The 12,410-nt window shown below is 73.0% G+C and carries 10 protein-coding genes; 8 read left to right on the top strand and 2 right to left on the bottom strand.

What is annotated here, in order from left to right:
- Positions 1–233 precede the first annotated feature (233 nt).
- On the bottom strand, positions 234–989 hold the full coding sequence (locus ACZ5ON_RS29590; protein WP_465599123.1) for a lysophospholipid acyltransferase family protein: 756 nt from the start codon (positions 987–989) through the stop codon (positions 234–236).
- Between the two features lie 373 nt (positions 990–1,362).
- On the opposite strand from ACZ5ON_RS29590, the gene ACZ5ON_RS29585 reads away from it, so the two are divergent.
- From ACZ5ON_RS29585 to ACZ5ON_RS29560, 6 genes are all read left to right on the top strand, one after another.
- Positions 1,363–1,779: a thioredoxin family protein gene (locus tag ACZ5ON_RS29585; RefSeq protein WP_465599121.1), complete on the top strand. Its 417-nt coding sequence runs from the start codon at positions 1,363–1,365 to the stop codon at positions 1,777–1,779.
- A 571-nt stretch (positions 1,780–2,350) separates the two neighbouring features.
- Positions 2,351–3,136, top strand: a complete 786-nt coding sequence (locus ACZ5ON_RS29580) for an electron transfer flavoprotein subunit beta/FixA family protein (protein WP_465599119.1) — start codon at positions 2,351–2,353, stop codon at positions 3,134–3,136.
- Between the two features lie 76 nt (positions 3,137–3,212).
- Positions 3,213–4,175: an electron transfer flavoprotein subunit alpha/FixB family protein gene (locus ACZ5ON_RS29575; RefSeq protein WP_465599117.1), complete on the top strand. Its 963-nt coding sequence runs from the start codon at positions 3,213–3,215 to the stop codon at positions 4,173–4,175.
- A gap of 134 nt (positions 4,176–4,309) precedes the next feature.
- On the top strand, positions 4,310–5,758 hold the full coding sequence (locus ACZ5ON_RS29570; RefSeq protein WP_465599115.1) for an acyl-CoA synthetase: 1,449 nt from the start codon (positions 4,310–4,312) through the stop codon (positions 5,756–5,758).
- A gap of 314 nt (positions 5,759–6,072) precedes the next feature.
- Entirely contained in the window at positions 6,073–7,128 is a 1,056-nt protein-coding gene (locus tag ACZ5ON_RS29565) for an NUDIX hydrolase (protein WP_465599113.1), read from the top strand.
- Between the two features lie 301 nt (positions 7,129–7,429).
- Positions 7,430–8,197, top strand: coding sequence for a DUF4184 family protein (locus tag ACZ5ON_RS29560; protein WP_465599111.1), 768 nt, complete (start codon positions 7,430–7,432; stop codon positions 8,195–8,197).
- A gap of 211 nt (positions 8,198–8,408) precedes the next feature.
- Here ACZ5ON_RS29560 and ACZ5ON_RS29555 read toward each other — a convergent pair whose 3' ends face one another.
- A complete protein-coding gene (locus ACZ5ON_RS29555) occupies positions 8,409–9,773 on the bottom strand; it encodes a M20/M25/M40 family metallo-hydrolase (RefSeq protein ID WP_465599109.1) in 1,365 nt (454 codons plus the stop codon).
- A gap of 128 nt (positions 9,774–9,901) precedes the next feature.
- Between ACZ5ON_RS29555 and ACZ5ON_RS29550 the strand changes: the two genes are divergently transcribed.
- Together ACZ5ON_RS29550 and ACZ5ON_RS29545 are read left to right on the top strand one after the other, a co-directional pair.
- Complete coding sequence (locus ACZ5ON_RS29550; RefSeq protein ID WP_465599107.1) at positions 9,902–11,140, top strand: geranylgeranyl reductase family protein; 1,239 nt, start codon at positions 9,902–9,904, stop codon at positions 11,138–11,140.
- Positions 11,141–11,143: 3 nt separating this feature from the next.
- Positions 11,144–12,394: an MFS transporter gene (locus tag ACZ5ON_RS29545; protein WP_465599127.1), complete on the top strand. Its 1,251-nt coding sequence runs from the start codon at positions 11,144–11,146 to the stop codon at positions 12,392–12,394.
- The last annotated feature ends 16 nt before the right edge of the window (positions 12,395–12,410 follow it).

The following is a 12,410-nucleotide window of genomic DNA, read 5'->3' as shown; positions in this document are numbered from 1 at the left end:
GCAGGGGGGACCCTGTGGGAGAGTAGGACGCCGCCGAACAATTTTTAGTGAAAGCCCCTCCCGGGGATACCGGGAGGGGCTTTCCGCATTTCCGGACAAGGCATGAATACAAGAGGGAGAGGCCCGGAGAGCGCGGACAGAGAAGCGGGGCCGGGACTCACCGAAGGAGTCCCGGCCCCGCAGGAGTGTCCGTGAGGACCCGACCGAAGTGGTCGGTAGCAGAAGACGGAAGGTCAGCGCTGGGCGCGCCGCTCGGCTTCGGCCTCGTCCTCGGCCTCGGCGACCTCCAGGGTGGGTGCGGTTCCGCCGAGGTGGGCGGGGAGCCACCAGGTGTCGTCGGGGCCGGCCGGCTCGCCGGGGTACTCGCGCTGGGCGCGGTCGAGCATCTCGGACATGGCGCTCCGCAGACGGCGGGTGACCATGACCGGCTTGTCCTGGGGGGTGAGCTCGATGGGCTCGCCGATCATGATGGTGACCGGAACGTGACGCTTCGTCAGCGTCTTCGGGCGGCCCTTGGTCCAGAGCTGCTGGGTACCCCAGAGCACCACCGGGAGCAGCGGAGCGTCGGCGTCCGCGGCCATCCGGGCAGCACCGGTCTTGAACTTCTTCAGCATGAAGGAGCGGCTGATGGTGGCCTCGGGGAACACCCCGACGACTTCACCCTGCTTCAGGGCCTTGACGGCCGCTTCGTACGCGGGCTGGCCGTCCGTGCGGTCCACCGGGATGTGCTTCATTCCGCGCATCAGCGGACCGGAGATGCGGTGGCGGAAGACGTCGTCCTTGGCCATGAAGCGGGTCTTGCGCTTGCCGCCCCGATAGGCACCCATGCCGGCGAAGAGAAAGTCCAGGTAGCTGATGTGATTGCTCACCAGGACCGCGCCGCCTTCGGAGGGGACGTGCTCGGCGCCGTCGATTCTGATCCGCAGGTCGAGTGCCCTGAAGACGGTGAGCGCCGTTCCGATCACTGGCGGGTACACGAACTCTGCCATGGTCAGCCCTACTTCCCACGGGCCTACCGCCCGGTCAGGTGGTACCCGGGGCGTGGGTGGTGGCCGACGGAAGGGGCGGCACGCCGCGGCGGCCACGGGTGATACACGGAGATAATCCCCCGAAGGGGTGCCCTCTGTCATCTGAGCACGTCCGGAGGTGACGAATGCCGCACTCCAGGGCGTCCCGGGCCGCGCATCCGGGCCGACGGGCAGGTTCCTCCTCGGGTGGAGCGAGCTGTGGTACGGCACAGCCTGTACGGCGAGCGGCGTCCCGGTGCGGGCAGGGCGACCGCCGCAGCCTGGCTGTGGGTGGTCGTCGACGCCATCCAGGGGCACTCGACCTGTGAGAACACCGGTGGCGCACACTGGGGCGATGACCGGGCAGGCGGTGCGGTGCACGTACTGGCGGGCGGCTGCGGGCCGCGATGGGCCGGGTGGGACGGAAGGGCTGAAGGTGCTGCAGGGACGGACGAAGGACGCGGTGGTACGGCTGTCCGCGGACGAGCTGGGCCAGGAACCGGGCGAGCGGGCGACGCTGGTGCAGTTCTCGACGGCGTTCTGCCAGCCCTGCCGGGCGACCCGGCGGGTGCTGGCGGAGGTCGCGGGGATGGTGGCGGGGGTCGCGCACGTGGAGATCGACGCTGAGGAGCGCCTGGAGCTGGTGCGACGGCTGGAGATCCGGCGCACCCCGACCGTCCTGGTGCTGGACGCGGACGGCAGGGTGGTGCGCCGGGCGTCCGGCCAGCCCCGCCGTGCGGACGTGATCGTGGCGCTGGGCGCGGCGATCTGAGGAGCTGTCCGGGGCCTCGCCGGGCCCGGTGGCGGGCGCGTCCGAGGGCTTCGCGAGGCCGACGCGTTGCAGGGCCTTGCAGAGCCGGGTGGCCGACGCGTTGCAAGGCTGTGCGCAGCCGGGCCGCGGTCGCGTTGTGAGGCCGGGCCGCAGGCGCGCTGCGAGGCCGATCCGGCGGTGCTTCGGGGTCGCTCCGCCGGGCGACCCGGAGGTGCCGCAGGCGGACCGTCCGGCAAGGTGAATCTTGTCAAGACCGTTCAATCTCACAGTGGATCTGCTGCGCAGTCAGGTGGAGTATGGCCCACCCTGAGGCAGGATGGGCGCAGACGGCAGTGCAGCCGTCCCGCACCTCCTCTGGCCAGCGTGCTTCGAGGGGTCCGGGACGCTCGGCCGGGCGCCGGCAGCGCTAAGCTACTGGCCAGTAGTGACGGCTAAGCTACTGGCGAGTATGCTGCCAGGAAGTTCCGGACGGGCACAGCTATGACCGCTGCCCGGAGTGGGCACTGGAGTGTCTCTATAGCCCACTTGCACAGCCGCAGCCGCCGGACGAGACCAGTACAGGAGACAGGCCGTGAGCTTGAGGATCGTTGTCTGTGTGAAGTACGTGCCCGACGCGACCGGTGACCGTCGCTTCGCGGACGACACCACCACCGACCGGGAGGCCGTCGACGGCCTGCTTTCGGAGCTGGACGAGTACGGTGTGGAGCAGGCGCTCAAGCTCGCCGAAGCCCACGGCGACGCCGAGGTGACCGTCCTGACCGTCGGCCCGGACGACGCCAAGGACGCCCTGCGCAAGGCGCTCTCGATGGGTGCCGACAAGGCCGTCCACGTCAACGACGAGGACATCCACGGCACCGACGTGATCGGCACCTCGGCGATCATCGCCAAGGCGCTGGAGAAGACCGGGTACGACCTGGTCGTGTGCGGCATGGCCTCCACCGACGGCACCATGGGTGTCCTGCCGGCCCTGCTGGCCGAGCGCCTGGGCCTGCCGCAGGTCACCCTGCTCTCCGAGGTCTCGCTCGAGGGCAACACCGTCAAGGGCCGCCGCGACGGCGACGCCGCCACCGAGCAGCTCGAGGCCGAGCTGCCCGCCGTGATCTCGGTCACCGACCAGTCGGGCGAGGCGCGCTACCCGTCCTTCAAGGGCATCATGGCCGCCAAGAAGAAGCCGGTTCAGGAGTACGACCTGGACGACCTGGGTGTCGAGGCGGACGAGGTCGGCCTGGCCGGCGCCTGGACGGCCGTGGAGACCATCACGGCCCGCCCGGCCCGCACCGCCGGCACCGTGGTCAAGGACGAGGGTGAGGGCGGCAAGCAGCTCGCCGCCTTCCTCGCCGAGCAGAAGTTCATCTGATCCATCTGACCCATTGACGTGGTGACTGCCCACACTGGAGTGGCGGGCAGTTCGGAGATACAGGAGACATTGAGCGATGGGTGAGATTCTCGTCCTCGTCGACCACGCCGACGGTGTGGTCCGCAAGCCGGCCCTCGAGCTGCTGACCCTGGCCCGCCGGATCGGCGAGCCCTCGGCGGTCGTCCTGGGTGCCGGTTCCGCCGCCGCCGACATCGCCGCCAAGGCGGGCGAGTTCGGCGCGGCCAAGGTGTACGTCGCCGACGGCGCCGAGTTCGCCGACCAGCTGGTCGTCCCCAAGGTGGACGCGCTGACCCAGATCGCCAAGGCCGCCGGTGCGGCCGCGGTGCTGGTCACCTCCTCCGGTGAGGGCAAGGAGGTCGCGGCCCGCGTGGCGCTGCGTCTGGAGTCCGGCATCATCACCGACGCCGTCGACCTGGAGGCCGGTGACGGCGGTCCGGTCGCGACCCAGTCGGTGTTCGCCGCCTCGTTCCAGGTGAAGTCCAAGGTGTCGCACGGCACCCCGGTCATCACCGTCAAGCCGAACGCCGTCGCCCCCGAGACCGCCCCGGCCGCCGGCGCCGTCGAGAACGTCACCGTCGAGTTCACCGGCAAGGCCGCCAAGGTCGTCTCCCGCACCCCGCGGGTCTCCTCGGGCCGCCCGGAGCTGACCGAGGCCGCGATCGTGGTCTCCGGTGGCCGTGGTGTCGGTGCCGCCGAGGGCTTCGGCGTGGTCGAGGAGCTGGCCGACTCGCTCGGTGCCGCCGTCGGTGCCTCGCGTGCCGCCGTCGACGCAGGCTGGTACCCGCACAGCAACCAGGTCGGCCAGACCGGCAAGCAGGTCTCGCCGCAGCTGTACATCGCGGCGGGCATCTCCGGCGCGATCCAGCACCGCGCCGGCATGCAGACCTCGAAGACCATCGTCGCGATCAACAAGGACGAGGAAGCGCCGATCTTCGAGCTGGTCGACTACGGCGTGGTCGGTGACCTGTTCACCGTCCTGCCGCAGCTGACCGCCGAGGTCAAGGCCCGCAAGGGCTGACGGTCCGCCAGGTCGTGGTGCGAACCTAGTGCGGCTGCCGGAGGGCGCGGCCACCCGGGACTCCGGGGGCCGCGCCCTCCGGCGTCGCGGGGCTCCCCGATCATGGCGTTGCGGGGCGGCGTAGAGTCCGGGGCATGGGACTGCTGACGGCACTTGAGGGCGGGTACGGCGACGCCGCCGATGCGCTGCGGATCGACGGGTACGCGATGTCACGCGAGCGGTTGTTGACCGCCGCGACGGCGGTGGCCGACAGGATCGCCGGCGCGCCGGCGTTGGCGGTGCTCGCCCGGCCGACCGCCGAGACGGTCACGGCTGTGGTGGGCGGCCTGCTGGCGGGCGTACCCGTGGTGCCGCTGCCGCCCGACTCCGGACCCACGGAACGGGAGCACATCCTGCGGGACTCGGGTGCGACCCTGCTGGCCGTCCGGCCGGGAGACGAGCTGCCGGTGGGAGGGGCGGGGGCCGGGATCGAGGTGCTGCCGGTCGAGCTGACGGCGCGTGCGGAGCGGGCGCAGCGCTCCGGCGGCGCCGGGGGCGCGTACCCCGAACCCGCGCCGGAGCGTACGGCCTTCGTGTTGTACACCTCGGGTACTACCGGCGCGCCCAAGGGAGCGCTGATCCCGCGGTCGGCTGTCGCCGCCGACCTGGACGCGCTGGCCGAGGCCTGGCAGTGGACCGCCGAGGACACCCTGGTGCACGGTCTGCCGCTGTTCCATGTACATGGACTGGTCCTCGGTGTGCTCGGCGCACTGCGGACCGGGAGCAAGCTGGTGCACACCGGCCGTCCCACGCCCGGGGCGTACGCCGCAGCTCGCGGCAGCCTGTACTTCGGGGTGCCGACGGTCTGGGGCCGGGTGGCCGCCGACGAGTCCGCGGCGCGGGCGCTGGGCGGGGCACGGCTGCTGGTCTCCGGCAGCGCGCCGCTGCCGGTGCCGGTCTTCGAACGGCTGGCGGCCCTCAGCGGCCGGGCCCCGATCGAGCGGTACGGGATGACCGAGACCCTGATCACCGTCAGCACCAGGGCCGACGGCGAACGACGGCCGGGCAGCGTCGGGCTGCCGCTCGAAGGGGTGCGTACCCGGCTGGTCGGCGAGGACGGCTCGCCCGTCCCGCACGACGGCGAGACGGTGGGCGAGCTGCAGCTGGCCGGTCCGACGCTGTTCGCCGGGTACCTGAACCGGCCCGACGCCTCCGCCGAGGCTTGGACGGAGGACGGCTGGTTCCGCACCGGAGACGTAGCGGTGATCGCCCCGGACGGCTTCCACCGGATCGTCGGCCGCGCCTCGGTCGATCTGATCAAGAGCGGCGGTTACCGGATCGGCGCGGGTGAGGTCGAGGCCGCCCTGCGGGACCATCCGGCCGTCGCGGACGCGGCGGTGGTCGGCGCGCCCGACGAGGACCTCGGCCAGGCCGTCGTCGCCTTCGTGATCGCGGACGGCGCGGTGACGGGTGACCGGCTGATCTCCTTCGTCGCCGAGCGGCTGTCGGTGCACAAGCGGCCCCGGCGGGTGGTGCTGGTGGAGGAGCTGCCGCGCAACGCGATGGGCAAGGTGCTGAAGAAGCAGCTGCTCGAACGGCTCTGAGGTCCTGCCGGACTCCCTCCCCTCGGCGGGCGGCGAAGCGGACCCCGCGGGCGGTGCAGGTCGGCCGCGCGGCCGAGCCTCTGCTCGGGGGGCTCGCGCTGCTCCCACGCTCCCGTGACGCCGCCCGGGCGTCCGCCGGGGCCGGGGGAGCGGCGGACATGTGCCGGGCGGCCGGGAAATGACGGTGCGGCGGCGGGCCAGGTATGGCCGGGGCCCCGGCGCGGGTACCACCACGATTGGCGCGAAGCCAGGAACATCCGAACCGCGCCGCCCGGTGCGTCCGGCATCGGGCGGCGCCGAAGGCAGGGGACGCTGTGATCGTCTGGGTCAATGGCACATTCGGGGCGGGCAAGACGAGCGCCTGCCGCGAGCTGGTGGAGTTATTGCCCGGGAGCGTGCTGTACGACCCGGAACTGGTCGGGGCGGGGCTGCGCCGGATGCTTCCGGTGGACCGGATGGCCACCGTCGCCGACTACCAGGACCTGACCTCCTGGCGGAGTCTGGTACCCGAGGTCGCGGCGGCCCTGCTGAGCGAGGTCGAGGGCCCGTTGGTGGTGCCGATGACTCTGCTCAGGGAGGACTACCGGGACGAGATATTCGGAGCACTCGCCGCCCGTGGACTGGCCGTGCACCACTTCGTACTGGATCCTGCGGAAACGATCCTGCAAAGGCGGATCGACGAACGGGAGGAGTGCCCGGGCGACCCCGAGGCCAGCGCCAGGGTGCGTACCTGGTGCCGCGAGCACCTGCCGCAGTACCGGGCCGCCAGACGCTGGCTCAGTCGTGACGCCCGGCTGATCGACACCGGCGGGCTGACGCCGCGCGAGACCGCCGAGATACTGGCCGAGCTGGTCAAGGACGGCGTCGCGCGCTGTCCCATCGTGCAGAGCGTCGACACCACCGGGGACACGGTGGCGGCCGCGGTCCTGCTCTTCGACGAACAGGACCGGGTGCTGCTGGTCGACCCCGTCTACAAGCCCGCCTGGGAGTTCCCCGGAGGGGTCGTCGAACGCGGGGAGGCCCCCACCGACGCCGCGCTGCGCGAGACCGCCGAGGAGCTCGGCCTGCGCCTGGAAGCGCCCGCGCTGCGCCTGCTCGCCGTCGACTGGGAGCCGCGCACCGGTCCGCGCCGGGGCGGACTGCGCCTGGTCTACGACGGCGGGCGGCTGGACGCGGCCGCCCGCGCGACACTGCGCCTGCCGCCGGAGGAGCTGCGCGGCTGGCGCTTCGTCACCCTGGACGAGGCGGCCGGACTGCTCACGCCCGGGCGGCTGCGCAGGCTGGCGGCCGCGCTCGACGCGCGCGAACGGGGCGAGCTGCGCTACCTGGAGGCGGGACGTCCGGCCGCGGCGGGGGCGGCGGCCAGGTGAATCCGCCGCCGAGCAGCGGGAGTTGACCGGAGGCGCGCGGCGGCCGGACCGGCGGTGGACACCACGTCCCGACGCCGGCAGCGCGTACGCGGACCGCCCGGAGTGTGGCTGGCGTACGCGCCTGTGCCATGAGCCCCCATGCCCCCGCGCTCGCCGTCGCGACCGGCGTGTCAAACGCTGATTGCTCGGCACGGCCCCGGTACCCATGGGCCGCGCACGCCGGTTCGCCGAGCAGCGGCGCGCACCGCTCGAGGGCGCGTGGCTGCCCACCGTGACGCAGCCGACCGGGCAGGATGGGTTCGTGCCGTTCACCTTGAGCCATCCCGTCGCGGTGCTGCCGCTGCTGCGCGGCGGACGGGGGCGCGGGCCACTGGTGGCACTGGGACTGGTCACCGGGGCGCTGGCGCCGGACGTGCCGTTCTACGCGGAATCGGCGGTGCGCGGGGCGTACGGGCTCGGGACACTCACACACCGGTGGTGGGCAGTGCCGACGGTCGACGTGGTCCTCGCGGGCGGGCTGGCGGCGGGCTGGCAGTGCCTGCTGCGGGAGCCGGAGCTGGCGCTGCTCCCCGCCCGCTGGGCGGCGGCCGCCCGGGCGGTCACCACGGGAGGCGGGCGCCGGGCGCTCGGGTGGTTCGCGGTTTCGGCGGCGCTCGGTGCGGCGACGCACGTCGGGTGGGACGAGTTCACGCACCAGGGGCGGGCCGGGGTTCGGACGTTCCCGGTGCTGGCGCGGCGGGTCGCCGGGGTGCCGGTCTACCAGGTGCTGCAGTACGGCGGTTCGGCCCTCGGGCTCGCCGGACTCGCCCGGTACACGATCGCGCTGCTGGCGGCCGAACGAGGGCCGGGACGGGTGCCGGAGCCATCCCGGCCGGCCACCCCGCAGGCGGCCGGAGTGGCCGCGCTCGGACTCGGTGCGGCGGTCGGTGCGGCACACCGGCTGCTGCGCCGCCGCGGGGCCTCCCGGCTCGACGAGTGCTGCTTCGGCGCGGGTGCCGGACTCGTGGTCGGGGCGTCGGCCCACGCGCTGGCGGTACGGCTGTTGAACCGGCCTGCGCAGCGCGGGTGACCGGCCAACTGGCAGTGGGCATCGAGGAGTTCGATAGTCGTGGTCAGCCGGTCAGCCGGTCAGCCGGTCAGCCGGTCAGCCGGTCAGCCGGTCAGCCGTCGAGTGTGGAGCCCTGGGTGGCGTCGCCGATCTCGTGACGGCCGCACCGGTGCGGCGGCGGAGCCGGCCGGTGCGGAGGAGAGCGCTCCGGTGCACCGGCCGGCCGCGGTGGCTACGAGGCCGAGCCGTCGGCGTAGTTGCGCAGGAACAGCGCCTCGGTGAGGGCCATCCGCTCCAGCTCCAGCGGGTCCACGCTCTCGTTGACCGCGTGGATCTGGGTGGTCGGGTCCTCGACGCCGATCAGGATGATCTCGGCCTGCGGGTAGAGGGTGCGCAACGTGTTGCACAGCGGGATCGAGCCACCCTCGCCGGAGGCGACCATGTCGACGCCGAAGGCCTCGCGCATCGCCGCGCCCATCGCCTCGTACGCCGCGCCCGTCATGTCGGCGCTGAACGCCTCACCACCGCTGATCCGGCTCACCGTGGCGCGGGCACCGAACGGGACCGCCTCCTCCAGGTGGGCGACCAGGGCGTCCTGGGCTTGCCGCAGGTCCATGCCCGGCGGGATCCGCAGGCTGACGCTGGCCTTGGCGGTGGCCTGCACGGAGGAGGTCGCGCCGACCACCCCGGGAGCGTCGATCCCGAGGACCGTCACCGAGGGCCGGGCCCAGAGCCGGTCCGCGACCGTGCCGGTGCCGGTCAGCGAGACGCCGTCCAGCACCCTGGCGTCGGCCCGGAACTGCTCCTCGGGGTATGCCACGCCGGTCCAGGTCTGGTCGGACCGCAGCCCGGCCACCGTGACGTCACCGTTCTCGTCGTGCAGCGTCGACAGCACCCGGATCAGCGCCTGCAGGGCGTCCGGCGCGGCACCGCCGAAGGCGCCCGAGTGCAGGTTGCCGGGCAGCGTCTCGACGGCGATCTCGACCACGGTCATCCCGCGCAGCGAGGCGGTGACGGTCGGCAGGCCGGGGGCGAAGTTGCCGGTGTCGCCGATCACGATGACGTCGGCGGCCAGCAGCTCCGGGTGCTGCTCGGCGTAGCGCTCCAGACCGCCGGTGCCCTGCTCCTCCGATCCCTCGACGATCACCTTCAGGCCGACCGGGAAGCCGCCGTGCACCTCGCGCAGGGCGCGCAGCGCGGTCAGGTGCATCAGGATGTTGCCCTTGCAGTCCGCCGCGCCGCGACCGTACCAGCGGCCGTCGCGCTCGGTCAGCTCGAAGGCGGGGCTCCGCCAGGCGGCTTCGTCCAGCGGCGGCTGCACGTCGTAGTGCGAGTAGAGCAGGACGGTCGGTGCGCCCTCGGGGCCGGGCAGCTCGGCGTAGACGGACTGGGTGCCGTCCGGGGTGTCGAGCAGGCGAACACCCGTCAGGCCCTCGGCGGCGAAGGCGTCGGCGACCCAGCGGGCCGCCCGCTCGCACTCCTCCACCGGGAACTGGCGCGGGTCGGCGACCGAGCGGAAGGCCACCAGCTCGGCGAGGTCGGCCTTGGCACGCGGCATCAGGGAACGGACGGCCGCCGCCAGGGGCTGCTGGTTCATCGACTTCTCCGAGGGACGTTCGGGGGACTGGTGTCCAGGGGGACTTTCGATCATAGGTCGGACCTGGCGGGGCAGCTCACGGGGCATGACCTGATGGCTCGGCGAGTCCGGTGCGCAGACTAGGATTGATGCCTGTGACTGACTCCGGTACCTCTCACGACCAGGCCCGCAACGACAGCCCCGCCGAGCCCGATCCGCTGGGTGGCGTGTGGGACGTGGTGGTGGTCGGCGCAGGGCCGGCCGGGTCCTCCGCCGCGCACGCCGCGGCCGCGCAGGGCCGCCGGGTACTGCTGCTCGACAAGGCCGAGCACCCGCGCTACAAGACCTGCGGCGGCGGCATCATCGGTCCGTCCAGGGACAGCCTGCCGCCCGACTTCAAGCTGCCGCTGCAGGACCGGATCCACGCCGTCACGTTCTCGCTCGGCGGCCGGTTCACCCGGACCCGCCGCTCGAAGCGGATGCTGTTCGGCCTGGTCAACCGGGACGAGTTCGACCTGCGTCTGGTGCAGGCCGCCGAGCAGGCCGGCGCGGTGCTGGTCACCGGGGTCACGGTCAGCGGCGTGGACCAGGACGAGGACGCGCGCACCGCGTTCGTCACCACCGCCGACGGGAGGCGGATCGAGGCCCGCGCGGTGGTCGGCGCCGATGGCAGCGCCAGCCGGATCGGCCGGCACGTCGGGGTCACCTTCGACCAGATCGACCTGGGCCTGGAGGCCGAGATCCCGGTGCCGGAGTCGGTCTCGGAGTTCTGGGCCGGAAAGATCCACCTGGACTGGGGCCCGCTGCCCGGTTCGTACGGCTGGGTCTTCCCGAAGACCGACTCGGGCACGCTGACCGTCGGCGTCATCTCGGCGCGCGGCGACGGCGAGGCCACCAAGCAGTATCTGGCCGAGTACATCCGGCAGTTGGGCCTGGCCGGGTTCACCCCGAGCATCGAGTCGGGGCACTTGACCCGGTGCCGGGCCGAGGACTCGCCGCTGTCCCGTGGCCGGGTGCTGGTCGCGGGCGACGCGGCCGGGCTGCTGGAGCCGTGGACCCGCGAGGGCATCTCGTACGCGCTGCGCTCGGGCCGGCTGGCAGGCGAGTGGGCGGTCAAGGTCGCGGAGGCGGACGGCATGACCGCGGTGCGGCGCCAGACGCTCAACTACGCCTTCGCCATCAAGGCGGGCCTCGGGGTGGAGATGCGGGCCGGGAAGGTGATGCTGAACGCCTTCGAGCGGCGGCCGCACCTGTTCCACGCGGCGGTATGCCTGATCGACCCGGCCTGGCGGGCCTTCGCCCGGACCACCCAGGGGCACACCACCTTCGCCCGGGTGGTGCGCGACCACCGGGCGGCGCGCAAGCTGGCGTCCTTCGCCGCCCGCTGAGTTCTGCCCGGGCGGACGGGCCGGGATCTCCGGCCCGCCCGCCCGGCGCTGCTCCGGACCGCTGCGCGCGGCCACCAGCGGGCCGACCACGACGTCGACATCGGCGTCCTGTTCTTCACCCGGCTCCTCGGCTTCGGTGCAGCTCAGGTCGGTACCGCGCTCACCGCCGCCGGACTGTGCGGAGTGCTGGCCGGCATCCCGGCCGGGCGGGCCGCCGACCGCTGGGGGAGCAAGCCGGTACTGGTCACCCTGGTCGCCATCGACGCTGTCGGGACCGTCGGATACGTTCTGGTCCACGACTACGTCGCGTTCCTGCTGCTCTCCTGCCTGGTCACGGCGGTGGACCGAGGGTCCGCCGCCGTCCGCAACGCCCTCTACGCCGAAGTCCTGCCCGCCGAGCGCCGGGTGGCCGGCCGGGCCTACCTGCGGGTGGTCACCAACGTCGGGATCGGTGCCGGTACGGCCGTCGCCGCGCTCGCCCTGCAGGCCGACACCAGGACTGCGTACGTACTCGCCTTCCTCGGCGACGCGCTCTCCTTCGTACTGGTCGCGGTGCTCTTCGCGCTGATCCCGGTGCCAGCCCGGGCCAGGACCGCCGACACCGAAGGACCCTCCGCCGTAGGAGGCAAGGACCGCAACCCCGCGCTGCGCAATGTGCCCTTCCTCGCGGTGACCGGGCTCAACGCGCTGCTCGGGCTGCAGTTCGCGATGCTCGAGGTCGGCGTGCCGCTGTGGATCGTCTCGCACACCCATGCGCCGCGGGTGATGGTCGCCGGCTCCATGATCGTCAACACCTCGGTGGTCGTCGCTCTCCAACTCCGGGCCACCAAGGGCACCGAACAGCCCGAGGCGGCCGGCCGGATCTTCGGCCGGGGCGGTCTACTGGTCGCCGCCTCCTGCCTGGTGCTGGCCCTGGCCGGTGGTGTCCCCGCCTGGGCCGCCGCACTGCTGGTGGTCGCCGGCGTCGGACTCCAGGCCCTCGGTGAGATATTCTCCCAGGCCGCCGGCTGGGCGCTGAGCTACGACCTCGCGGGCGAGGGCGCCCACGGTGCGTACCAGGGCGTCTTCGGCACCGGTATGGCCGCCGCCCAGATGCTCGGCCCGGCCCTGATCACCGCCGTGGTGATCGCCCACGGGCCGGTCGGGTGGGCCCTGCTCGCCGCGATCTTCGCGAGCAGCGGGCTGGCGATGACGCCGACGGTGCGCTGGGCACAGCGCCGGAAGGCCGGTAGGGGCGCGCACCAGGGCAGTTGAGGGCTTCCCCGTCCGC

It is taken from the genome of Kitasatospora sp. NPDC032150, assembly GCF_055579945.1.
This window is presented reverse-complemented; position numbering and strand designations above follow the sequence as displayed.